Raw genomic sequence first — 23,793 nt, 5'->3', positions numbered from 1 at the left:
CTCGGAGCGGCCTCCTCACAACGCCCCCAGCGCCCCCGCCGTCGCCCTCGCCAGGCCGGCCAGGTAGCCCTTCGGCAGTTTCGGTTCGCGGGCCACGACCGCGCGCCAGTACAGCGGGCCCGAGATGAGGTCCAGGGCCAGGCCCTCGTCGGCGGAGGCGCGGATCTCGCCGCGCGCCGTCGCCGCCGCGACAATGCCGCGGGTCACCGACTGCTGGCCCTCCCGCAGAGCCTTCTGCAGCGCCTCCGCGATCTCCGGGTTGCGGGCCGCCTCCGCCTGGAGGTCGGGCAGGATCTGGCCGGCCACCGGATGGCGCAGGGCGCGCGAGGTCACCTCGTACAGCAGCCGGAGATCGGCCTCCAGGGAGCCGGTGTCCGGGGCGGGCATCCCCTGCACCGCGAGCGCCGAGACCAGGTCGAGCACGAGGTGCAGTTTGGAGCGCCAGCGCCGGTACACCGCGGTCTTGCCGACGCCGGCCCGGCGGGCGATGCCCTCGATGGACATGCGGGCGTAGCCGACGGCCGCGAGTTCCTCGAAGACGGCCGCGCGGATCGCCTCCGTGACCTCGGGCCGCAGCACGGCGGCCCCGGCCGGTGCCCGGCGTCGCCGGGTCTGCCCGCCGGCGGGGCGGGACGGCCGCGGGGGCGTGGCCGGCTTCCCGTGGGTCGCGCCGTTTCCCGCGCTTCCGTCGGGACGCCCGCTGTCGGCCTCGGCTCTGCTCGTCATGCGGCCCAAGCATAGGGCGTGACGACGAAACGGTTGCGTTGCGGCGTGCGTTCGGCCTACGCTGACGCAGCGACGATACGGTCCCGTTCCGACGTAGCCGAGCGACACGGCAAGCGGCCGCGCGGCGTCGGCGGCGTCTACGGGTCCGCCCTCCTCCGAAAGCAGCGGACGTGAGCCAGGTCCTGCAACCCCCGCCCCCACCGGCCGCCGGCCCCTCGGAGCCGGCCGCCGCGCCCCCCGTCGAGACGCCCGCGCAGCTCGCGGCGCGGTACGGGCTGTCCGTCAGCGGCGCCCGCCCCTCCCTCTCCGAGTACGGCAGTCAGCTCTGGGCCCGCCGGCACTTCATCCGTGCCTTCGCCACCGCCAAACTGACCGCTCAGTACAGCCAGGCGAAGCTCGGCCAGCTCTGGCAGGTGGCCAACCCACTGCTCAACGCCGCCGTCTACTTCCTGATCTTCGGCCTCCTGCTCGGCACCAAGAAGGGCGTCCCGGACTACGTCCCGTTCCTGGTCACGGGCGTGTTCGTGTGGACGTTCACGCAGAGCTCGATCATGGCCGGCACCCGCGCGATCTCCGGCAACCTCGGCCTCGTCCGGGCACTGCACTTCCCGCGTGCCGCGCTGCCCGTGTCGTTCGCGCTCCAGCAGCTCCAGCAGCTGCTGTTCTCGATGTGCGCGCTGGTGGTGATCCTGCTCGCGTTCGGCGTGCCGGTCGCCGCTTCCTGGCTGCTGGCGCTGCCCGCGCTCGTGCTCCAGTTCTGTTTCAACGCCGGCGTCGCCATGGTGATGGCCCGCTGGGGCGCCAAGACCCCGGACATCGCGCAGCTCATGCCGTTCGTGCTGCGGACGTGGATGTACGTCTCCGGCGTGATGTGGAGCATCGACCACGTCACGCACAACCGGGACCTGCCGCACGTCGTGCTGCTCGCCCTGCGCTGCAACCCGGCCGCCGTCTACATCGACCTGATGCGCTTCGCGCTGATCGACAGCTTCCACGCGAGCCAGCTCCCGCCGCACGTGTGGGCCGTCGCGACCGGCTGGGCGCTGCTCGCCGGAATCGGCGGATTCACCTACTTCTGGAAGGCCGAGGAGACGTACGGCCGTGGCTGACACCGACCTCATGACGACCGACCTCATGACGACCGACCGCGCGAGTACCGACCCCGCGAGTACCGACCTCGGGAAGACCGGCCGCGCGGCATCCGCGGGCCCCGCGGCGTCCGCCGCGCCCGCCCCCACCGTGGTCTGCGACGCCGTCGACATCGTCTACCGCGTCAACGGCACCGGCGCCGGCCGGGGCACCGCCACCGCCGCGCTCAACCGCATGCTGCGCCGCGAGCAGACCGGGAGGGCGGCCGGCGTACGCACGGTGCACGCCGTGCGGAACGTGTCCTTCACCGCCTACCGGGGCGAGGCCATCGGCCTGATCGGCACCAACGGCTCGGGCAAGTCCACGCTGCTCAAAGCGGTCGCCGGGCTGCTCCCCGTGGAGCGGGGCCGCATCTACACCGACGGCCAGCCCTCCCTCCTCGGTGTCAACGCGGCCCTGATGGCGGACCTCACGGGCGAGCGCAACGTGTACCTCGGCGGGCTCGCCATGGGCATGTCGCGCGAGCAGGTCAGGGAGCGCTACCAGGAGATCGTCGACTTCTCCGGCATCAACGAGAAGGGCGACTTCATCACGCTCCCCATGCGCACGTACTCCTCCGGCATGGCCGCCCGGCTGCGGTTCTCCATCGCGGCCGCCAAGGACCACGACGTCCTCCTCGTCGACGAGGCCCTGGCCACCGGCGACCGCTCCTTCCAGAAGCGCTCCGAGCGGCGCATCCGCGAGCTGCGCGCCCACGCCGGTACCGTCTTCCTGGTCAGCCACAGCAACAAGTCGATCCGCGACACCTGCGACCGCGTGCTGTGGCTGGAGCGCGGTGAACTGCGCATGGACGGGCCGACGGCCGAGGTCCTCGCGGCCTACGAGGAGTTCACCGGCGGCCCCGACAAGGCGAGGAAGGCGCCCCCGCGGCGGAAGTAGCTCCCCGTGACCCGAGTGCGGCTCCGCGGCACAAGCGCCTTCACTTCCCCCCTGAGGCGCAACCGCACCCGCCCCTTTTGCCCCTTTGGTGCAACGATGGCCTGGTGTCGTCCCCGTCGGCGTCCACCAGGGGCGCGGGGCGTGGCGGAGCGAAGGAGGCCGTGTGCGATCAGGTCAGGTGCGACCAGGTCATCCGCAGCCGGGTCAGGTGCGGGCGGCGCAGGTGCGACCGGGGCAAGTGCCGCCGGTTCTGAGCGTCGTCGTCCACGGCCCCGAAGTGCAGGGACACCTCGCCGAACTGCTCGACTCGCTCGCCGCCCGGCCGTTCACCGGCGTCCCGGACGCCGGTGGCGGTGACGGCACCGCCCCCGCGAGTGTCGAGATCGTCGTCGCGGCCGTCGGCGACCGGGCCCGCCGGGAGGCGGAGCGGGTGGCGACGGGCGACGGCCGGGTGCGCGTACTCGCGCTGCCCGGCGGCGCGGACGACACCGCCGCCCGCGCGGCCGGCGCCGACCGTGCGACCGGGGCATGGCTGCACTTCGTCCGTGCCAAGGACGGACTGCCCCCGGGCACGCCGCGCGTCCTCGCCGCCCGCACCGCCGAACTCCCGCCCGACGTACAGGTCCTGGCGGTCGACCACACCCGTTCCGCCTGGAACACGGCCGGCGCCCGCAGCGGCGACGGCTGGATCTTCGCCCGCACCGGCCGCCGCGCCCTGGCCCTGACCGACTTCCCCAACCTGCTCCGGCTGACCCCGCTGCTCGGCGCCCGCGTCGTCCGCGCCGAGTTCTGGCGGGCGCACGAGGCGCTGCCCGCCACCCGGGAGGCGGCAGGCGACGAGGCGTACCTGGCGTACAGCCTGCTGCTGCACGCCGACCGGATCGCCTGCCTGCACCAGCCGGCCTACGAGCACCGCGTGCTGCGCCCCGAGAGCCTGCCGCCGCCCACGCCCGAGGAGCGGTACGCGCTGATCGAGCGGTACGAGCGGCTGCGGCGGCTGATGGCCGAGCGGGAGGTCCCCGAGCGGCCGCGGGCGGTGCTGTACGACGTGATGGTCCGCGACTGTCTGCGCACCTTCGCCCGCAGCGGCATGCCCGAGCCGGTGGCGCGCGAGTTCTTCGCGCGCGCCTCCCGCGCCGCCCTCACGCTGCGGCCGCGGACGTACCGCCGCCCCGGAGGCTTCGAGGGCGTCCGCCGGTCCCTCCTGGAGGAGAACGCGTATACCAAGTACCGCGCCCTCCAGGCCGCCAACCAGCGGCGCCGCACGGTCAGGAAGGCCGTCGTCACCGGCCGCCGCGCGGTCGCCGGCCGGCTCGACGACCACCGCTACCGCAAGGCGCTGAACGGCCCGGTCGACCCGCACCTCGCGGTGTTCTCCGCGTACTGGGACCGCGGCGTCGCCTGCAACCCGGCCGCGGTCGCCCGCCGGCTCGCCGCCCTGGCCCCGCACATCCACCAGGTGTGGGTGGTCTCCCGCGACCGCGTCGCCCTGCTGCCGCCCGGCACGGACCACGTGGTGCCCGGCACCCGCCGCTACTGGGAGGTCATGGCCCGGGCGAAGTACCTGGTCAACAACGTCAACTTCGCCAACGCCGTGGTCAAGCGGCCCGACGCGGTCCACCTCCAGACCCACCACGGCACCCCGCTCAAACGGATGGGCCTGGACCAGCTCGACTTCCCCGCCGCCGCCAAGGGCCTCGACTTCGAGGCGCTGCTGGCCCGCGTCGACAAGTGGGACTACAGCGTCTCCGCGAACAGCCACTCCACCCGCATGTGGGAGCGCGCCTACCCCTCCCGCTACATCCCCCTCGACCACGGCTATCCGCGCAACGACATCTTCTACCGCGCCACCGCCGCCGACATCCGCGCGATCCGCGACCGGCTCGGCATCGCGCCCGGCCGCCGCGCGATCCTCTACGCCCCCACCCACCGCGACTACGAGTCCGGCTGGCACCCCCGCCTGGACCTGGCCGCCCTCGCCGACCGGCTCGGCGGGAACACCGTGCTCCTGGTGCGCGGCCACTACTTGTACGGCAACGCCGCCTCCCCGCTCGCCGGGCTGCGCCGCACCGGCCGGGTGATCGACGTGTCCTCCTACGATCCGGTGGAGGAACTCGCCCTGGCCGCCGACGCGCTGGTCACGGACTACTCGTCGATCATGTTCGACTACGCCAACCTCGACCGGCCCGTCGTCATCCACGCCGACGACTGGGAGACCTACGCCTCCACCCGCGGCGTCTACTTCGACCTCACGGCCGAGCCACCCGGCCCGGTCGCGCGCAGCCAGGACGAACTGACCGAGATCCTCGCCGGTGACGCCTGGCGTGACGAGAGCGCCCGCAAGGCGCTCGCCGCGTTCCGCCGCCGGTTCTGCGAGTACGACGACGGGCAGGCCGCCGAGCGCGTGGTGCGCCGGGTGTTCCTGGACGCGCCCGAGGACACGCTGCCCCCGGTCGTCCCCGTCGACGAACGCATCCCCGCCCCCACCCCCGAGGAGGCGACCGCACTGTGACCGCCCCGGACGCCGTACCCCTGACCGTCCCCGAGATCACCAGCCCGGACGTCACCATCACCGTGATCGTCTACGACGACGCCGCCCGGCTCCCGCGCGCCGTCGCCTCCGTGCTGCGCCAGACCCACAGCAACATCGAGGTGATCATCAGCGACGACCACTCCACGGACGACACCCCCGCCGTCGCCCGCGCCCTGGCCGCTCAGGACTCCCGGGTGCTGCACCTGAGGCTGCCGGAGAACAGCGGCGGCTGCGGCGTCCCGCGCAACCGCGCGCTCGAAGTGGCCCGCGCCCCGTACCTGATGTTCCTCGACAGCGACGACGAACTCCCCGAGAACGCGGTGGAGGTGCTGCTCGCCGCGCACCGGGAGCGGGACGTCGACTTCGTGATGGGCGCGGTGGAGCGGATCCGTGTGGACACCGGGCGCCGCTCCCGCTGGATGGCCCACCTCGTCGCCGAGCGCCGTACGGTCGACGGCATCGAGGCCGAACCCGGACTGCTGTTCGAGCACCTGTCGACCAGCAAGATGTACGCCCGCTCCTTCCTCGACCGGCACGAGCTGCGCTTCCCCGAGGGCATCCACTACGAGGACCAGCTCTTCTCCGCGCAGGCGTACTGCCTGGCCAAGTCGTTCACGATCGTGCCCGAGCCGGTCTACCGCTGGTACATCGCCCCGTACGTCGCCGCCGACGCCGCCTCCATCTCCAACCAGCGGCACAAGCTGACCAACGTGCGCGACCGGGTGCACGTGCAGCGGCTGATCGACGCGTTCCTCGCCGAGAGCGGGCACCAGGCGCTGCGCGAGGACAAGGACTACAAGTTCCTCAAGCACGACTTCCGCATGTACGAGGGCGACCTGCCCTACCGGGACGAGGAGTGGCTGCGCGCCTTCGCCGCCGAGGTGACGCCCTATCTGGACACCCTGGCGCCCGCCGCGTTCGCCCGGCTGCCGCGCCCGGAGCGGGTGGTCGTCCAGCTCGTGCGGGACGGCAGGTTCGCCGAGGCCCGGTGGGCGGCGCGCGGGCTGGGTCACGCGGTCGCCCCCCGCGAGACCACTGCGGACGGCACCGGCCTCTACTGGGGCGCGGTCCCCCCCGACTCCGACGCCGCCCGGCGCGAACTGGACGTCACCGACCTGGAACTGGACTCCCGCCCCTTCACCGGCGCCCTGTTCCGGCACGAGATCCGCTCGGTCGCCCCCGGCCCCGGCCTCACCCTCGACCTGGCGGTGCGGACCTACGACCCCGGGCTGCGGCTGCCGGTGGGACCACAGAGGGCGAGCGTGCTCGTCACTCCCGGACGGCGCCGGCTCACCGCCCCGTTCCGGCTCGACCCGGTGCGCCCCGGCGTGTTCGAGGGCAAGGTCCGTCTCGACCTGGCGGCCGCGCGACTGCCGCCGCACGGATTCAGCGGGGTCCGCCACCCGCTGTTGCGCCTGCATCAGCAGGACCTGACGAACACGGGCGTGCTGCTGGCCCCGCTGTCGTTCCCGGCGCTGCGGGCGACGGTCCACGGCGCCCTCCCGCACGCCCTGACCGTCGAACCCGAGGGCAAGGGCGCGGGGCGTCTGCAACTGCGCTGGACCCCGGTGGGCCCGGCCGCCCGCCTGCTGCCCCCGCTGGCCCGCCGCCTGTCCTCCCCGCGAATCCGCAGGGCAGCCCGCATGCTGCGCGGCGCGCTGCGCTGATCCGCCGCCGCGGCCGGGTACGGCGCCGGGGCACCGGTCCCCGCCGGTCATGCGTCCGCGCCGGTCACGCGTCCGCGCCGGTCACGACGCCGGTCCGGTCTACGACGCCGGTCCGGTGAGGCCCTCCCGGGCCCGTTCGAGGAGCACCGGGTCGTGGGCGCAGAGGATCGCCGGGCCGTCCGCCCGGCGGTGCAGCTCGGCCAGGCGGGCGTGGTTGGCGCGGACCCGGGCGAGGTCGTGGGCGACCAGGGTCTCCGTCGCGCGCAGGGCGAGCGGCATGCGGGTGCGGCCGGTCAGCGTGGTGTGGTCGAAGAAGGCGTCCCCCGCGTGCAGCAGTACGCCGCCGTCCGCCTCGACGGCGACCCCGGCGTGGCCGCGCGTGTGGCCCGGCAGCGGGACGAGGACGATGCCCGGGGCCACGTCGTCCAGTTCCCGTGCCGCGGCGAAGCCGTGCCACGCCTCGCCACCGGGCCCGTGCTCGACGAACAGGGGCCCGTGGGACCACTGGGCCGGCCGGAAGCGGAGCCGCTCCCTCGGGCCGGGCGCGTGCAGCGCGCCCCGCGCCTCGGCCGAGGTGACGTGCACCCGCGCCCCGGGGAAGTCCGCGATGCCTCCCACATGGTCGGGATCGAGATGGGTGAGCACGATGTGGCGCACGTCCTCCCGCCGGAAGCCGAGGCGCTCGATCTGGCGGGCGGCGGTCTCCTCCGGGTCCAGGAGCGGCCGCATGGCCAGGCGGAGGGGGCCCACCCGGCGTGCGGGTTCGGCCACGTCCCGCAGGCCGTAGCCGGAGTCGACGAGGACCAGGCCCCGCCGGTCCGTCTCGATCAGCAGCACATGGCACACGAGGGTGGCGCCCGGCGGGCGCATGGTGCCGCAGTTGAGGTGATGCACCTTCATGACCGGCACCCCCTCAGGACACGTCCGGCTTCGAGGCGTCCGGGGCGGTCGGCGGGAGGTCCAGGTCCGCCTTCGGGGTGTCGACGAGGGAGGGGTGCGGCTCGTCCCCCGCCATCTTCAGCAGTCCACGCAGACAGCGCAGGGCGAGCAGCCAGTTCCGCGGGTGGCGCATGTTCAGCCCGCCGATGAGCTGTTTGAGCATCGACAGGCTGTCGAAGTAGACACGCTCGCACACCAGGTTCTCGTCGGCGTCGAACAGGAAGTACGCGGTCATCCGGACCCGGAAGCGGTTGCCGGTCGGCGGAATGGCGCCGAGGGGGCCGAGGTGGGTGCCCAGCAGCCAGAACTCGGCGATCACCGCGTCGTCGCTGTGCCGCAGGGCGATGATCTCGTGGTCCTGGTCCGGGAAGGCGACCCGGGTGTCGTGGTAGTAGCCACGGACGGCACCGTCCCCGTCGTGGACCGTCATGGTCGGTATGAGCTCGTAGTGCGGGTGCGGGAACGTGGCCAGGACGTCGTCCCACTCCTGGCGGACCTCGTCGTGGAAGTGGTCCAGGACCAGCTTCTGCCGGGCCGCGCGCACATCGTCGGTGATCAAGGGGGCAGGCTCCGTCCCGGACGGGCGGGAGGATGTCAACTCCCCGCCCGTAGGCGTCGGTTGGGGTACGAGTTGTCAAGCGGGGACGCTATGCGCGCGCCCCGCGCGATGTCAATGAAGGAGTGGCGCGGCGGCTCACCGGGCCGGGGCCGCCGTGCGGGGAAGCAGCCGGGACAGACGTCGGCGGAGCACCGCCGCCGCGCCCCGGGGGCCGGGGGCGACCCGCAGGGCCAGGGAGCCGGAGTGGGTGGCGTAGGGGTGCAGGAGCAGCACACCGTGGCGGAGGCTCGGGAGGGCCGTACGGGTCAGCAGGCCGGGGCCCGCCATGGCGTGGGCCGTGGTGTCGCGGGCCGAGCCATCGGCGAAGCGCAGGCGCAGGCGCAGGTCCCAGGTGGCCGCGCCGGCCGCGGCGAGGGCGCGCGTGCCCAGCGGGAGTACGGCCGTCCAGGTGCCGGAACCGGGGGAGGACGGTCGCAGCACGGCCGTGCCGACGACCGTGCGCGTCCGGGCGTTCTCGCGGTGGACGAACGCGGCCTCCACCGTGCGGGGACCGGCTTCGGCGACCCTGCCGTACAGCTCGTGCAGGACCAGCCGCAGCCGGGTGCCGCGCGCCCGGGGGCGCAGCTCGGCGTCGACGGCGAGCGGGAGCAGCCGCAGCGGGCGGGTCAGGACGTGGTCCAGCGGCACCTGCGGGAGGTCCGCCGACCAGACGGGCGCCCCGCCCGGGGCCCGCGCGTACGGCGGGCACAGCCGTGACGGGCGCGCCGCCAGCTCCCGCAGCCGGGGCAGGTCCCGGGGCTCCTCGGAGGCCAGCACCACGCGGGCGATCACCCGCCCCGGCGCGGGCGCCCGCGCGAAGTCCGCCTCGTCGTACGCCGCCAGATGCGCCCGGGTGAGCGTCCACCACGCACGCCGGTGACTGGCGTCGCGCAACTCCAGCTCCCGCGCGTACATCCGCACCTCGTGCTCCAGGAACTTGGCGCGCGCCTCCCGCGCGAGCCGTTTCTCCCCGGCGCCCAGCAGGATGTCGTACGCCTGCCGGGCGGCCTCCGTGCGTGCCCGCCAGTTGTCGACGCCGGCCCGGTCCAGGGAGATCGACAGCCGGTCGGCGGTGCGGCGCACGTGCCAGACGTAGACCCGGTCCGGGACGAGCGCGAGGCGCGGCCCGGCCGCCAGGACGCGCGCGGTGAAGACGAAGTCCTCGTAGGGGAAGCGGCCTTCGGGGAAGCGGATGCGGTGCGCGCGCAGGAAGTCGGTCCGGTACAGCTTGTTGACGCACAGGGTGTCGTGCACCAGCCGGCGGCGCCCGGCGGGATGCTCGGCCACCGCCGGGCGCGCGTACAGCCCGGGCTGCCAGGGGGTCTCGCGCCCCGAGGGCAGTTCGCGGCGCACGCACAGCCCCGCCGCGACCTGTGCGTCGTGGCGCCCGGCCGCGCGGAGCAGTGCGTCGACGGCACCGGGCGGCAGGACGTCGTCGCTGTCCAGGAACATCAGGTACGGGGCGGTCGCGGCGTCGATGCCGTCGTTGCGCGGGGTGCCGCAGCCGCCGCTGTTGACCGTGCGGCGGACCACCCGCAGCCGCGGCTCCCCGGCGGCGAGTGCCTCCAGCAGGCCGGCGCTGCCGTCCGTGGAGCAGTCGTCGACCGCGATCACCTCGCGCACGGCCGGCCCCTGTGCCAGCGCGGACCGTACGGCGGCGGTGACGTGGGCGGCGTCGTCGTACCCGATGACCACGACGGTGACGGTGCCGGTGCTGGTGCCGGTGTCTTCTTCCATGGGAACCACACGCCGATTCGTATCGAATTACAGGTGATTCTCCGTTATAGAGAGTTATGTGATGATACGAGTTATTAAGAGATGCTCAGTGTGTCGTCCGGAAGGCGGGACGCATCGGGCCGCGGGTCCCGGGGCGGGACGACCGACTCGGGGCGATGCGCGGTGGCCCGCCACAGCCGTACCAGCGACAGCACGGCCGCGCAGGCCAGCAGCCCGTTGCGCGCCAGCATCAGCAGGCACCCGGTCCAGCTCGACGTCATCACCTCGCCGTAGAACGCCGGGTACACCACCGTGCTCGTCGCGGTCGCCGCCAGGATCAGCCAGGCCACCGGGCGCTGCGTGGTGTGCCGGGAGGTCAGGCAGACGGCGGCCAGGCCCACCAGCCACACCATGTACTGCGGGCTGATCACCCTGCTGGTCACGGTGAACAGCAGCACCGCCGCGAGCGCCGCGTCGCACGGTGTCGCCGTCGTCCAGTGCCGGGCCCGCAGCCGCCACACCAGCAGCAGGCAGAAGGCGGCGACGGTGAGCGCCAGCGACACCGTGGCCACCTGGTGCACGTACGGGCCCACGAACTCCCGCGCCCCGAACTGGTACCGGGTGTGCCCCGGCCAGCCGGCGCGGCGGGCGAAGCCGAGGACCGTGCCGCCGAGCGACTCGATCTGCACGCCCCGCTCGCCCTGCTGGCGCAGGAAGTCGAACGGGGTGCGGAACAGGGTGGCGAGGAGCACGAGCAGCGCGCCCCCTGCGACGGTCGCCGAGACCCAGGCCCGCCGGGAGTCACGGCCGCGCGGCGTGCCGATGAGCACCAGCGCGGGCCAGACCTTCACCAGGGCACCCAGGCCCGCCAGTGCGCCGGCGGTGCGCGGGGAGCGGGTCAGCGCCAGCAGGGAGAGCACGGCGAACGCGGTGACCTGCACGTCGTAGCGGGCCAGCGGAAGGTGCAGCAGCAGTGGCAGCCCGCCGACCCACAGGGCGGCGCCGCTCAGGCTGCGGCCGGTGCGCAGTCCCGTGCGGGCCAGGGCGAGCAGCACCGCCAGGTCCGTGAGGAGGGTGAGCGCGACGAAGCCCTGGAAGTAGGTCGCCCCCGGCAGCAGCGCGGGCGACAGCAGGACGAGACCGGCGCCGGGCGGGTACTGCCACATGGGGTCGCCGACCGGGAAGGCGCCGTGGACGAGGATGCCGTACCAGTGGAAGTACAGGTGGTGCACCTCGCGCGAGACGCCGCCCAGGCCGAGCAGCCGGGTGTCGTCGTGGACGAGCAGCCACAGCATCAGGGCGCGGGTGGCGAACCACGCGGCGGCGAGGCCGAGCAGCGGGCGCGGGCGGCGGCGGGCGGCGGCCGTGATCGAGGTGCTCATCAAGCTCGGATCGTAGGCCGATCAGAAGCCGCATGCCGGGTGATACGCCGTCAAACGGGTGCGAAGGGATGTGAGGGGTGAGAGCCCGGGCGATACGGTCACTCGCCTGCGCGTTCCACGTGCGTCTCGGGCGCGCCTGGCGCACGCCGCGCGCACGTCGCGCGCGCCCCGTCGGGTCGTCACGGCGTCACGGGGTCATGGGGTCGCCGTTCAGCGCCTCGGGGCGGGCGACCGCCGCGTCCAGGGCCGCCGTCAGGACGTCCAGGCGTTCCCGCAGGTCACGGATCTCGTCCGCGCCGAATCCGGTCGCCGCGCCGATCCGGCGCGGCACCTCCAGCGCCCGGGCGCGCAGTTCCGTGCCCTGCTCGGTGAGGTGCACCTGGACCGAGCGCTCGTCCAGGGCGCTGCGCTCCCGGCGCACCAGCCCCGCCGCCTCCAGCCGCTTGAGCAGCGGCGACAGTGTGCCGGAGTCGAGCCGCAGGTGCTCGCCGAGCCGCTTCACCGGCAGTTCGCCGTGCTCCCACAGCACCAGCATCACCAGGTACTGCGGGTAGGTCAGCCCGAGGTCCCGCAGGACGAGCCGGTAGACGCCGTTGAACGCGCGGGCGGCGGCGTGCAGGGAGAAGCAGATCTGGCGGTCGAGGCGGAGGATCTCCGCCTCCTGCGTCGTGGAGCGCTGCGGCCTGGTCATGACACCAGGATAGCTCCGCACCATTGCGGGCCATTCAGTTGCGCACAATTAAATTGAGTGCTTCACTTGTGGTCGTACAGCAGCGGCAGCCCGAATACGGGCCGCAGCCCGAACCAAGGAACGGATGGTTCTCCCATGGACCCGCTCTACACCGCCGTCGCCACCGCCACCCACGGCCGTGACGGACGCACCGTCTCCTCCGACGGCAAGCTCGACTTCGACCTCTCCGTCCCGGTGGAGATGGGCGGCGACGGCAAGGGCACCAACCCCGAGCAGCTCTTCGCCGCCGGGTACGCCGCGTGCTTCGCCGGCGCGCTCGGGCTCGTCGGCCGCAAGGCCAAGGTCGACGTGAGCGACGCGGCCGTGACCGGCGAGGTCACCATCGGCAAGGAGGGCGAGGGCTTCGCCCTGGCGGTCACCCTCCGCGTCGAACTCCCGGAGAACATCGACCGGGAGACCGGCCGCGAGCTCGTCGAGCAGGCCCACCAGGTGTGCCCCTACTCCAACGCCACGCGGGGCAACGTGCCGGTGGAGCTGGTCGTCGAGTAGGGCGAACGAGCGAGCCGGTGAGCGGTGCGTCGGGGCGCCCCGCCCTTCACAGCCCCGCCCCACCCGGCGGGCGCCCCGCCGCGAGCCCCCGCTCGCCGAACACCACGTGCCGTACGACGCGCTCCGCCGCCCGTCCGTCGTCGTACGGGCAGAACCGCTCACGGAACGCGGCCCGCCGTCGAGCCGCCCGCACCCCGCCGTAGCGCCCGGAGAGGAAGGCGTCGACCACCTCGTCCTCGCTGTGCGCCACCTCGCCCGGCGGGAACGTCCGCAGGTCGAAGTAGGTCCCTCGGGCCGCCTCGTAGGCCTCTCGGTCCTCCGTGTGGATCACGACGGGGCGGTCGAGGCCCGCGTAGTCGAACATCAGCGACGAGTAGTCCGTGAGGAGCGCGTCCGAGGCGAGGCAGAGCGCCTCCACGCTCAGGTGGCCGCCGGTGCCATCGGTGCCATCGGTGCCGCCGACGTCGCTGACGTCGATGAGTCCCGGCACGTCACCGGCGCGCACCATCGGCTCGCCGTACGCCGGGTGCGCCCGGGTCAGCAGGACGAAGCCCGGGCCGAGCCGGCGCAGCAGCCGCTCCGGGTCGAGCGGCCGGTACGGGGTGCGCCGGTAGTCGCGGAACGTCGGCGCGTACAGCACGGCCACCGTGTGCGCGGGGATGCCCAGGGCGGCGCGCAGCCGGGCCGTGTCCTCGGCGCTCGCCCGGTGGAAGCGGTCGGTGCGCGGCAGCCCGTACTCCAGGATGGTGAACGCGGCGGGGAAGGCGCGCTCCCACACCAGGGTGGAGTGACGGTTGCCGGAGAGCACGTAGTCCCACCGGTCCGCGTCGCGCAGCAACCGCTCCACCTCGCCCTCCCGGACGACGGCCGGACGGTCCCGGACGTCCAGGCCCACGCGCTTGAGCGGGGTGCCCGCCTGCGTCTGGACCACGATCTGGCCGGGCCGCTTGCGCAGCCGCGCGTCGAAGGGCGCGTTGCCGACGAGGTAGTGCGAGCGGGCGAGCGCCGTCCAGTACGCGAACGAGCCGGGGCGCACGCCCCGCGTGTCCGGCGGGACGGTGTGCCGGTACTCGGGGCGCGCGATCCACGTCGTACGGATGTGCGGCGCGAGCTCCCGGAACGCGGCCTCCAGCGCGCCCGGACTGCAGCCGTAGGCGTGCCCGCCGTGGCTGGCGAACACCGCGCGGTCGGCCCGCACGGGCAGCAGCCGCTGAGTGCGGTAGTGCAGCCGCCGCACCGCCTCGGCCAGCCCGCGGCCCACCGACGCGGCCGCGTGCCGGGTCCGCCGCCCGTGGTGGGCGGCGAGCGACACCAGCCGGTACGTCCGGCGGCTCCCGAGTCGCACCAGCAGCCGCCGCACCCGCAGACCGGCACCGGGCAGCGCGGGTGCGGGGAGTGTGGGACCGGGGAGGGCCGGTCCGGGGAGCGAGCCGATTCCCGCCCGCCGCGGACCTCCGCGGCGCACCCGGTGGCGTCGGCAGTGGGCGCGCGCCCGGCGCAGGAACTCCGCGCGCGCCCCGCGTGGAAGCTGCCGTCCGCACCCGTCGAACAGTGCCGTCAGGTGGTCGACCATGCGGTGGAACACCACCGGGTGCCAGCGCGCCAGATCGGGGCGGTCGGCGAGCCGCGCGAAGACCCGGTCGTACTGCGCGAACACGTCGAACGGCCGCGCGCCTCCCGTGCCGGGGAAGTGGGCACCGGGGTACGACGCCCCGGCGCCCGCCCGGTCGCCCGCCCCGTGGTGGCGTCCCTGCCGGCGGTGGACGCACACCCGGTCCAGCGGGGCGATCGTCTTCGCCGTCAGGAGCACCGGGTACGTCCACGCCGGGTCGCCGTGCCCGCCGGGCGGGAAGAGCAGCAGTTCCCGTTCGAGGAAGTCCCGCCGGTACGCCTTGTTCCACACCACCGGCGGTAGTTCCAGCAGGTCGGGACGGTCCTCCAGACGGAACGACGGCACCGGCCCGGGACCGGATCCGGGTTCGGGCCCGGTTCCTGCGGCGGAGAGCCGGGCGCCGAACGGGTCGGGTGCCTCCTCGCCCGTCCACAGGGCGTAGGCGTGGCCGTAGAGCAGGACGTCCGGCTCCTCCGTCTCCTTCAGCCGTACGGCGATGGCCTCCAGCGCGCCCGGCGTCAGGCTGTCGTCGCCGTCCAGCAGGACGACGTAGTCGCCGCACGCCCGCGCCAGCCCGGCGTTGCGCGCCGGGCCTGAACCGGCGTTGCGCGGGAGGTGGAGGGGCACGATCCGGGCGTCGCGGGCCGCGAACTCGTCGATGATCGCGCCGCACGAGTCCGGCGAGCAGTCGTCGACCGCGAGCAGTTCGAGGTCCGGGTAGGACTGCTCCAGCACGGACCGCAGGCAGGCGTGCAGGTGGGCCTGCACCTTGTACGCGGGGACGATGACACTGAACCTGGGCACGAAGACATCCATATGGTCGGTATGGGCATATGCCCGGGAACGGCCGAAGGGGTGATCCGGTTACGCCGTTTGTGGCATTTGGGGGACATCCCGGCGTGTCGGCACACGGAGGGGGCGGACCCGTGCTCGGGCCCGCCCCCTGCCTGGTCGCTCCTCGCCGTTCCTCGCCGCTCCTTCGGCGGTGGCTACTTCACCGCCCCCGCCATCACCCCGGACACGAACTGCCGCTGGAACGCGAAGAACACGGCCAGTGGGATCACCATCGAGATGAAGGCGCCGGGCGCCAGGACGTCGATGTTGCTGCCGAACTGCCGCACCTGCGTCTGCAGGGCGACCGTGATCGGCTGCGTGCCCGCCTTGGTGAACACCAGCGCGACCAGCATGTCGTTCCACACCCACAGGAACTGGAAGATGCCCAGGCTGGCGATGGCCGGCCCGCCCAGCGGCATCACCACCCGCAGGAACAGCCGCAGTTCACCCGCCCCGTCGAGGCGGGCCGCCTCCAGCAGTTCGCGCGGGATCTCCGCGAAGAAGTTCCGCAGCAGGAACACCGCGAACGGCAGCCCGAAGCCGACGTGGAACAGCACCACCCCGGTGATCGTGCCGAAGAGCCCGATCTTGCCGAACAGTTCGGCGATCGGGATGAGCGCCACCTGCACCGGCACCACGAGCAGCCCGACCACGCCGAGGAACCACCAGTCGCGGCCCGGGAACTCCATCCACGCGAAGGCGTACCCGGCCAGCGAACCGATCAGCACGACCAGGACCGTCGCCGGCACCGTGATCAGCACCGTGTTCCACAGGGAGTCGGTGATGTCACCGTTCTCCAGGAGCTTCTGGTAGCTGTCGAACGTCAGTTGGGAGGGCTGGCTGAACACCTTCCACCACCCGGAGGCGCTCATGTCCTCCGGCTTGCGCAGCGAGGCGAGCAGCAGACCGATCGTCGGCACCAGCCAGAACAGGCCGACGACGAGCAGGAAGGCCCGCAGCAGTCCGCCGCTGACCCCTTCGGTGAGCCGCGCCGCCCAGGACCGCCGGGCCCCGACGACGCCGGCGGGCGGCGGCGCGGACGCGGGTGCCGCCGTACCGATTCCTCCGGCCTCGGCCGTCATCGCCGCACCTCCCGCCGCAGCCGCCGCACATTGCTGTGTCTTCCCGGGGGACGACCCCCGGACCCCCGGCCGGGAAGCGGTCGTGCCGTCATCGCCGTACCTCCCGCCGCAGCCGCCGCACATTGCTGTGTCTTCCCGGGGGACGACCCCCGGACCCCCGGCCGGGAAGCGGTCGTGCCGTCATCGCCGCACCTCCCGCCGCAGCCGCCGCACATTGCTGTGTCTTCCCGGGGGACGACCCCCGGACCCCCGGCCGGGAAGCGGTCGTGCCGTCATCGCCGCACCTCCCGCCGCAGCCGCCGCACATTGAAGAGCATCACCGGAATCACCAGCAGCAGCAGGAACACCGCGATCGCGCTCGCGACGCCCGGCTGGTCCTCGGCGAAGCCCTTCCGGTACAGCTCCAGGGCGAGCACGTCGGCGTCGTCCTGCGAGGAGCCCGGCGGGATGATGAACACCAGGTCGAAGACCTTCAGCACGTTGATCATCAGCGTGACCACGACGACCCCGAGCACCGGCGCGAGCAGCGGCACCGTGACCCGGCGGAAGACCTGCCACTCGTTGGCCCCGTCCACCCGCGCCGCCTCCAGGAGTTCGCGGGGCATGCCGGCCAGCCCCGCCGCGATCAGCACCATCGCGAACCCGGCCCACATCCACACGTACGACCCGATGACCGCGGGGGTGACGAGGGACGGGCCGAGCCAGTCGACGCCGTTGTACGGCTCCTTGAAGTTGCTCGCCGGGAGCCTCAGCCGCGCCCCGTCCGCCTTCGCGGAGAGCGCGAACGTGCCGTCGCCGGCGGCCTTCGTGGAGTCGACGACCTTGCCGGCGTCGTCGACCGCCTCGATCCGCATGCCGGCGTACCCCTGCTCGGCGGCATCGACCCCGCCGAGTGTGCCGACGCCCTTGCCGCGCGTGAAGTCCTGCCAGGTCGTCCCGGTGATCTTCCCCGGGTCGGCCTTCGGGGCGACCGCCCGCTTCACGTCGTCGGGCATCTTGTCGGGGGCGACGCCGACGAGCGGCAGGGTCACCGTGTCGCCCGTGTGCACCGTCGTCCTCGTCACGAACCCGCCGTCCCGCGCGACGAGCGGCGACTGACGTCCCGGGTGCGCCCTCGGGAACGCCGACGACTGCGCGAAGGTGTCGTGCACGCCCACCCAGACCGCGTTGGCGACCCCCTTGTCCGGGTCCTGGTCGTACACCAGCCGGAAGATGATCCCCGCCGCGAGCATCGAGATCGCCATCGGCATGAAGACGACCAGCTTGAACGCCGTGCCCCAGCGCACCCGTTCGGTCAGCACCGCGAACACCAGGCCGAGCGCGGTGGCCACCGTCGGCGCGAACACCACCCAAATGATGTTGTTCTTCAGCGCCGTGCGGATGCCGTCGTCGGTGAACAGGTCCTGGTAGTTGTCGAAGCCCGCGAAGGAGTCGCCGGAGGAGTCGTAGAAACTGCGGACGACCGAGTACCCGATCGGGTAGACCACGAGCGCGCCGAGCAGCACCAGCGCGGGCAGCAGGAACAGCGCTGCCACCGTGCGCCGGGTGCCCGTCACGCTCCCGCGCCTCGGGGGGACGGGGGGTTTCGCCGGGGTCCCGGCGACGCGCTCCGCGGCGGCCGACGTCATCGCCGGTCACCCGCCCCTCGTGCGCGGCGCGGGCTCAACGCCCGCTCCCGTACGCCTTGGCCGCAGCGGCCTCCAGCTTCTGCTGCGCGCCGGCCACGTCCTTCGGGTTCGTCAGGAAGTCCTGCAACTCCTTCCATTCGCCCTTGCCGGGCGTGCCGCCGAACGCCTGCGGGGCCTGGTCGGACATGTCGAACCGGAAGTCGTCACCGGCCGCGACCAGCGCCTTGGCGATCTTCCGCTGCACAGCGTTCGGATACGCCGACTCGGGCACGTTCTTGTTGGGGGAGAGGTAACCGCCCAGCTCGGCCTGGATCGTGGCCGCGTCCGGCGAGGCCAGGAACGTCACCAGGGCCTGCGCGGCCTTGGAGTCCTTGAGGATGACGGCCGCGTCGCCGCCGCTGACCACGGGCGCGGTGTCGCCCACGGCCGGGAACGGGAACACCTTGGCGTCCGTGCCGATCCTCGCCTTGGTCTCACCGATGTTGACCTGCGCGAAGTCGCCCTCGTAGACCATGCCGGCCTTCGGCTGGTCGCCGCCGGTGAAGGTCTGGGTGACCGACTCGGGGAACGCCGTGCCCAACGCGCCCTTCGCGCCGCCCGCGACGTAGTCCTTCTTGCCCCAGATCTGCGCGAGCGTGGTCAGCGCCTGCTTGACCGAGGGGTCGGTCCACTTGATCTTGTGCTGGGCGAGCTGGTCGTACTGCTCCGGGCCGGCCTGGGAGAGATAGACGTTCTCGAACCAGTCGGTGAGTGTCCAGCCGTCCGCGCCGCCCACGGAGAAGGGGGTGACACCGGAGTCGTAGACGGTCCGCGCGGTGCTCAGCAGGTCCTTCCACGACTTCGGCTCGTTCGCCCCCGCGTTCTCGAAGACCTTGGCGTTGTACCAGATCAGGGACTTGTTGGCGGCCTTGTAGTAGGCGCCGTACTGCTTGCCGCCGACCTTGCCGATGTCCTGCCAGCCCTGCGAGTAGTTCTCGGCGAGCTCCTTCGTCGCCTCCGCGCCGAGCGGCTTGGCCCAGCCCTTGTCCACGGCCTGCTTGATCGCGCCGGGCTGCGGCAGCAGCGCGACGTCCGGTGGTTGGCCGCCGGCCACCTTCGAGCCCAGGAAGTTGATGATCGGGTCCTGGGCGGGCACGAACGTGACCTTGGCGCCGGTGCGCTTCTCGAACTCGGCGAGGACCTTCTTGAAGTTCTTCTGCTCGCCGCCGGTCCACACGGCGGCGACCTCCAGGCTCTGCCCGTCCAGCTTGGGCAACTGGACGGTGGACCCGCCGTTGCCGTCACCGGAGGCGCTGGGCTTGGTGCTCCCGCCGCTGTCGTCGTCCCCGCCGCAGCCGGTGACGGCGAGCGCGAGGGCGGTGGCGAGGAGGACGGCGGCGACCCTGGTGGTCCGCCCGCCGGACCTGACCGAGGCGCTTGGTCTCACGGTGCGTGAGGTTCTTCCGGTACGGAAGGTGCGGTCGCTGTGGAGGGTGCTGTCGATGTCGGTATGGACGGTGCCGAACCTGCTGCTCCTGGTGCTGCGCATCACTGCCCCGTTCTTCGTTCCTCGTCGAACGTCGTTCCGGCGCTGTTCCGTGCGCTCTGGTGTACGCCGGGCCACGCGGGTCGGCAAGAGCGCCTACGGTGTCAAGCGGGCCATCGTGACCACGTCGTTGTCTCGCTGACGGATCGGCGGCGGGGCAGCGGCGGGCCGTCGGCGGGGCAGCGGGGCGGGTCCGGGTGCGCTCCGGGAGGCGGGGGCGGGGCGCGGGGGTCCGCGCCGCGCGGTGGGGCGGAGCCCTCTCAGAGCAGTGGGGGGACCCCCGTCGCGGAGACCGACCGGGCCGCACGCTCGAGCGCGCTGGCGAGCAGCGCGAGATCCGTGGGCCCGTTGCCCAACTCCCGTACCGTGCGCCGGACCGGCGGGTCGCCCATGCGCTCCCACTCCACGGGGGCGACCGTGGGGCGCACGGTCGCCGTGCGCGGGATGCGGCCCGTGACGCGGCCGCCCTGGAACTCCGTCGCCCGCATGTCCCGGTCCCGGTCCGGGTTCAGGTCCCGGTCCTCCGTGCCGGGCGTGCCCTGCGCCCCGTGCGCGTACGTCAACCGCCCGCTTCCCGGGGCGGGTTCGTCCGCTCCCTGGGCGGGCGTCCGCAACCGCACCCGCAGACCCGCGGCCCGGCCCGGTTCCGTGCGGAACGTGCGGTCGCCGTCCACCTCCGTCGCGGCCACCAGGTGCACCCCGAGCCGCTCCCCGTCCCGTGCCACCGCCTCCAGCGCCCGTACGACCGAACCGGCGGAGGGCCGGCCGGGGGAGCCGAGGGCGGGCGAGAGCAGTGCGTCCAGGTCGTCCACGACGACCACCAGCCGGGCCAGCGCCGGTCCCGGTTCCGCGGCCCTGCGTGCCGCGGGCGGCCGCAGCCGCAGGGTCGCACTCGGCGGCGACTCCAGGTCGGCGGCGCCCGCCCCGGACGCGGCCGGTTCGGAAGGCGCGCCGCCGGAGGTGGCGCCGGACGTGCCGTCCACCGCCATCGGCCGCCGTCCCGGCCCGCTCGCCGCGCGTTGCGGCACCAGCCGCCGTGACACGGCCTGCTGCGTGTGCCACTCGGCGAAGTCCAGCCGGCCGAGCAGTTCGGCACGCCGCTTCAGCTCCGCGCTCAACGACTGCGCGAACTGCCGCATCCGGACGGGGTCGTTGGCCGCGAGGTGGGTGGTGACATGGGGGAGGTCCGTGCACAGCCGCAGTCCGCCGTCCGCACCGGAGGCGTGCGGTCCGCAGTCGCGGCCGTCTATCAGCACGAGGCCGAGCCGGTCCGGGCGTTCGGCCGCCGCGAGGGACGCGACGACCGCCCGCAGCAACTCCGTACGGCCGCTGCCGGACGGCCCCTCCACCAACAGGTGCGGGCCGTCGGCGGCGAGGTCCACGACGACCGGGCCACGCGGCCCGGCCCCGAGCACCGCCCAGGCGCGGCCGCCCAGCGACTCGGTGTCGTCGGCCGCGGCCGCCCAACGGGCCATCAGCGAGGGCGGGGTGGCCCGGGCCAGCCCCAACTCGTCCAGCAGACGGGCCGTCCGGGGCAGCGGCGCGGAGATGCGCGGATGCGGGAGCGTCCCGGCGGCGGGTCCGTCCGTCCGCAGCGGGGCGAGCGCCCGGGCGAACCGTTCGGCCCAGGCGAGGGACACCGCGTCCACGGCGGCGACCGTGCCCTCGCTCACCGGGCTCCGGCGTATCCGCCCGCCGGACGCCGCGTCCCGAGGATCCCGGCCGGTGCGGTCGTGGTGCGTGGCCTGGGGATCGTACGAGGGGTCGGAGGCACTCGCCGAGCTGTGCCCGCCGTGCCCGCCATGTGCGGTGTGTGCGTCATGTGTGCCATGTGCGCCGTGCGGTTCGTGCGCGCCGCGGGGCCGCGGAACGGCGGACGGGTCCGCCACGCGGCCCTCGGCGGCGTGGCCGGGCCGGGGGGCACGGGCACGAGGGGTCGGCGCGCCCGGCCCGTCGCCGGGGTGGGGCGCGGCGGAATCACCGGCGCCCGGCTCCGCGTGCGGCGCCACCCGCAGGATGCGCACCGCCGTGGCCACGTCACCGCTGAGCAGGGCGACCGCCCCGCACTCCCGGAACGTCGGAGACTCCGCGCACACCGCCTGGTACGTCCGTGCGGCCGGCGTGGTGGGGGAGGCCGCCGCCGTCTCGGCCAGGCAGATCACGTGGATCCCGGCCTGCGGCCCCTCGCGCACCAGCCGCACCACGCCCTCGCGCACGTCCGCGCCGCCGGGGTCGCCGTCCACCACGAGCACGGTGCGGGGACCGGCGTACGGTTCGGCCGGCGCGGCCGCGTCCCGTGCCCAGGAGGGACGCCGCGCCGTCTCGTCCTCGTCCCCGGGGCCGCCCTGGTGCGGCACCCGTGGCGCGGCGCCGGACGAGAACTCCGCGAGCCGGTCGTCGAGGCGGCGCAGCAGCTCTGTCGTACGGGCCGTCGCCTGGTCCCGGTCGTGGGCGAGCAGCAGCCGGCAGTCCTGGCCGTGCGCGGGGACGAGGTGCGGCAGCCAGCCGAGCCAGGACCACTCGGCGGTGCGCTCCTCGACGGGGCGCGCGCGGTCCGCGCTGATCAGGACGATTTCCAGGGTGTCGGGGGAGTGCAGCGCGGCGAGCTGGGCCAGTACGGCACGGGCGAGCCCGCCGAGGCGGGCGCGGGGTCCGGCCAGCCCGAGGGAGCCGACCTCGCGCAGCCCGGTGGTCACCGGTACGGCGAGCAGCGGGCCGGTGCCGTCGGGTACGGCGGGCAGATCGGCGGTGCCGAGCCGCACGGTGAGCGCCTCCGGGTGCAGCGGCCCGCGCTCCCACAGCCGGGGCCCCGGCCGGAGCGCGGTCAGCAGCAGCACGGCGGGATCCGGCCATTTCTCGGGTCCCTGCGGGCGGTGCGGCAGGGTCGGGGCGACGCCCTCGGCGTGACCGGTCGGCCCGCTGCCCGCGGTGGCCTCGTCCCGTCCCCCGGCCAGCCGCCGGGCCCACGCGGCGAGCCCGCCGCGCCGTCGGGTCCCGGCGCCGGGGTCACGGGAGCCCGGCACCTCCGTCGTGTTCGACGCGTCCGGCACGTCGGTGCCGCGGACGGGCGTCCCCGCGCGCCCCCGGGCGTCGCCGCTCCGGCCGCCGACATCGGCTCCCTGGCCGAAACCGTACGGACCGTCATGGCCGTCGGGCCCGCCGAAACCGTTCGCGCGGTCGCCGTCCCGGTCCCGGTCCCGGTCACGGTCGTAGTGGTGATCGGGGTCGAGGTCTCGGGCGCGACCGGCGGCCGTGCCACCCCTCCCGAGGCGCTCCTCGCCGCCCCGGGTGACGGCCCCCGCACCGCCGCCGTACGCATCGGTGTGGCCGGACGCATCGGTGTGGCCGGACGCACCGGACGTGCCCGACGCGCCGGCCGGTTCGCCCGCCGGGTGCCCGTGCGGGCCCGGCGTTCCGGTCCCGTACGCCCCCGGCGCCGCCTGCCCGTCCGCCGTCGGACCGTGCTCCGGGCGGCCGGCGGACGCGCCGGCCGGTCGCGGGGCGGCGGCCCCCGCGTCCCCGGGCGCACCCGCCACCGCACCCGCACCCGCACCGGAAGGGGCGCCGGTGACCCGTATCCGTGTGTGCCCCTCGCCGTCCGGTGTCGTCGGGACCGCCGGCACGCCGCCCGGCGGTGCCAGCCGCAGCGTCGACTCGCCGAGGCGCAGGAGCGCACCCGGGACCAGCCGCACCGGGCGGTCGGTGACGCGGACGCCGTCCAGTGCCGTGCCGTTGGTGGAGCCGAGGTCGGCGACCGTGACCCGGCCGTCGGGCGCGACGGTGACCGCGCAGTGCAGGCGGGAGACGTCGGGATCGTCGAGCGGGACGTCGGCGTCGGCCGAGCGGCCCACCCTGATCTGTCCGCCGTGCAGCAGATGCACCCCGCCCGCGTCCGGACCCGCCACCACGTGCAGCTCCGCCGAGACGTCGTCCGCCGCCTCGGGGCCCGGCTCCACGGGAGCGCCCAGCGACAGCACGGCGCCGTCCGTGAGGGGCGGCTCGCCCAGCGTGCGGCGCTGCGGGTCGAGCCGTTCCGCTCCCGCGTACAGCACCGCCGGGCCGTCCCCGCCGCCCACCGCCGAGACGAGGTCCGCGACCACCGCGGCCAGCGCCGTCCCGGCGGGGGCGGTGACCAGTACGTCGCGGCTCGCGGCGCGCGCTCCCGGCTCCGCGGGCGGGCCCAGCGGGTCAACGACGGTCAGCCGGATCTGCATCGCCGTCAGCGGTCCCTTCTGCGCAAGCGCCCGTACGCGGGGACGAAGGCACCGCCCGCGGTCCCCCGA

Annotated in this window: 17 protein-coding genes; 6 read left to right on the top strand and 11 right to left on the bottom strand. The window is 74.2% G+C overall.

All coding sequences use genetic code 11. The features are described 5' to 3' along the window. Positions 1 to 15 precede the first annotated feature (15 nt). Complete coding sequence (locus tag QFZ64_RS14115; protein WP_307065630.1) at positions 16 to 726, bottom strand: TetR/AcrR family transcriptional regulator; 711 nt, start codon at positions 724 to 726, stop codon at positions 16 to 18. 170 nt (positions 727 to 896) lie between these two features. Here QFZ64_RS14115 and QFZ64_RS14110 point away from each other — a divergent pair, with 170 nt between their 5' ends. The 4 genes from QFZ64_RS14110 (at position 897) to QFZ64_RS14095 (ending at position 6,954) form a co-directional block, all read left to right on the top strand. Further along, positions 897 to 1,835: an ABC transporter permease gene (locus tag QFZ64_RS14110; RefSeq protein WP_307065629.1), complete on the top strand. Its 939-nt coding sequence runs from the start codon at positions 897 to 899 to the stop codon at positions 1,833 to 1,835. Continuing rightward, the gene (locus QFZ64_RS14105) at positions 1,828 to 2,754 is read left to right on the top strand and encodes an ABC transporter ATP-binding protein (protein ID WP_307065628.1); all 927 of its coding nucleotides are present in this window, start codon (positions 1,828 to 1,830) and stop codon (positions 2,752 to 2,754) included. Before QFZ64_RS14110 ends, QFZ64_RS14105 begins: the two co-directional genes overlap by 8 nt. A gap of 238 nt (positions 2,755 to 2,992) precedes the next feature. Continuing rightward, positions 2,993 to 5,266: a CDP-glycerol glycerophosphotransferase family protein gene (locus tag QFZ64_RS14100; RefSeq protein ID WP_307065626.1), complete on the top strand. Its 2,274-nt coding sequence runs from the start codon at positions 2,993 to 2,995 to the stop codon at positions 5,264 to 5,266. After that, the gene (locus QFZ64_RS14095; protein ID WP_307065624.1) at positions 5,263 to 6,954 is read left to right on the top strand and encodes a glycosyltransferase family 2 protein; all 1,692 of its coding nucleotides are present in this window, start codon (positions 5,263 to 5,265) and stop codon (positions 6,952 to 6,954) included. Before QFZ64_RS14100 ends, QFZ64_RS14095 begins: the two co-directional genes overlap by 4 nt. A gap of 99 nt (positions 6,955 to 7,053) precedes the next feature. Here the strand turns inward: QFZ64_RS14095 and QFZ64_RS14090 are convergent, their stop codons facing one another. The 5 genes from QFZ64_RS14090 to QFZ64_RS14070 form a co-directional block, all read right to left on the bottom strand. After that, a complete protein-coding gene (locus QFZ64_RS14090; RefSeq protein ID WP_307065622.1) occupies positions 7,054 to 7,854 on the bottom strand; it encodes an MBL fold metallo-hydrolase in 801 nt (266 codons plus the stop codon). A gap of 13 nt (positions 7,855 to 7,867) precedes the next feature. Further along, positions 7,868 to 8,452 carry an ester cyclase gene (locus tag QFZ64_RS14085; protein WP_307065619.1) on the bottom strand — a complete coding sequence of 195 codons (585 nt, stop codon included), beginning with the start codon at positions 8,450 to 8,452 and terminating at the stop codon, positions 7,868 to 7,870. Between the two features lie 135 nt (positions 8,453 to 8,587). Then, on the bottom strand, positions 8,588 to 10,228 hold the full coding sequence (locus QFZ64_RS14080; protein ID WP_307071698.1) for a glycosyltransferase family 2 protein: 1,641 nt from the start codon (positions 10,226 to 10,228) through the stop codon (positions 8,588 to 8,590). 74 nt (positions 10,229 to 10,302) lie between these two features. Next, positions 10,303 to 11,589 carry a glycosyltransferase family 87 protein gene (locus QFZ64_RS14075; protein WP_307065618.1) on the bottom strand — a complete coding sequence of 429 codons (1,287 nt, stop codon included), beginning with the start codon at positions 11,587 to 11,589 and terminating at the stop codon, positions 10,303 to 10,305. 187 nt (positions 11,590 to 11,776) lie between these two features. After that, positions 11,777 to 12,280 carry a MarR family winged helix-turn-helix transcriptional regulator gene (locus QFZ64_RS14070; RefSeq protein WP_307065615.1) on the bottom strand — a complete coding sequence of 168 codons (504 nt, stop codon included), beginning with the start codon at positions 12,278 to 12,280 and terminating at the stop codon, positions 11,777 to 11,779. 135 nt (positions 12,281 to 12,415) lie between these two features. Here QFZ64_RS14070 and QFZ64_RS14065 point away from each other — a divergent pair, with 135 nt between their 5' ends. Continuing rightward, a complete protein-coding gene (locus tag QFZ64_RS14065) occupies positions 12,416 to 12,829 on the top strand; it encodes an organic hydroperoxide resistance protein (RefSeq protein WP_307065613.1) in 414 nt (137 codons plus the stop codon). 46 nt (positions 12,830 to 12,875) lie between these two features. On the opposite strand, the gene QFZ64_RS14060 is transcribed toward QFZ64_RS14065, so the two are convergent. The 4 genes from QFZ64_RS14060 to QFZ64_RS14045 all read right to left on the bottom strand — a co-directional run bounded on the left by QFZ64_RS14060 (position 12,876) and on the right by QFZ64_RS14045 (position 19,513). Next, on the bottom strand, positions 12,876 to 15,245 hold the full coding sequence (locus QFZ64_RS14060) for a bifunctional glycosyltransferase family 2 protein/CDP-glycerol:glycerophosphate glycerophosphotransferase (protein ID WP_307065612.1): 2,370 nt from the start codon (positions 15,243 to 15,245) through the stop codon (positions 12,876 to 12,878). Between the two features lie 185 nt (positions 15,246 to 15,430). After that, positions 15,431 to 16,357 carry a carbohydrate ABC transporter permease gene (locus QFZ64_RS14055; protein ID WP_307065610.1) on the bottom strand — a complete coding sequence of 309 codons (927 nt, stop codon included), beginning with the start codon at positions 16,355 to 16,357 and terminating at the stop codon, positions 15,431 to 15,433. 272 nt (positions 16,358 to 16,629) lie between these two features. Next, on the bottom strand, positions 16,630 to 17,985 hold the full coding sequence (locus QFZ64_RS14050) for a carbohydrate ABC transporter permease (protein ID WP_307065608.1): 1,356 nt from the start codon (positions 17,983 to 17,985) through the stop codon (positions 16,630 to 16,632). A 34-nt stretch (positions 17,986 to 18,019) separates the two neighbouring features. Beyond that, the gene (locus tag QFZ64_RS14045) at positions 18,020 to 19,513 is read right to left on the bottom strand and encodes an ABC transporter substrate-binding protein (RefSeq protein WP_373430607.1); all 1,494 of its coding nucleotides are present in this window, start codon (positions 19,511 to 19,513) and stop codon (positions 18,020 to 18,022) included. On the opposite strand from QFZ64_RS14045, the gene QFZ64_RS14040 reads away from it, so the two are divergent. Further along, positions 19,467 to 19,652 carry a hypothetical protein gene (locus QFZ64_RS14040; protein ID WP_307065604.1) on the top strand — a complete coding sequence of 62 codons (186 nt, stop codon included), beginning with the start codon at positions 19,467 to 19,469 and terminating at the stop codon, positions 19,650 to 19,652. The two genes, QFZ64_RS14045 and QFZ64_RS14040, sit on opposite strands and share 47 nt — an antisense overlap. A gap of 118 nt (positions 19,653 to 19,770) precedes the next feature. On the opposite strand, the gene QFZ64_RS14035 is transcribed toward QFZ64_RS14040, so the two are convergent. Next, on the bottom strand, positions 19,771 to 23,724 hold the full coding sequence (locus QFZ64_RS14035; RefSeq protein ID WP_307065601.1) for an FHA domain-containing protein: 3,954 nt from the start codon (positions 23,722 to 23,724) through the stop codon (positions 19,771 to 19,773). Between the last annotated feature and the right edge of the window lie 69 nt (positions 23,725 to 23,793).

It is taken from the genome of Streptomyces sp. B3I8 (genome assembly GCF_030816915.1).
Classification (GTDB): Bacteria; Actinomycetota; Actinomycetes; order Streptomycetales; family Streptomycetaceae; genus Streptomyces.
Note: the sequence above shows the minus strand (reverse complement) of the source record. Positions and strands in the feature narration are given on the sequence as shown.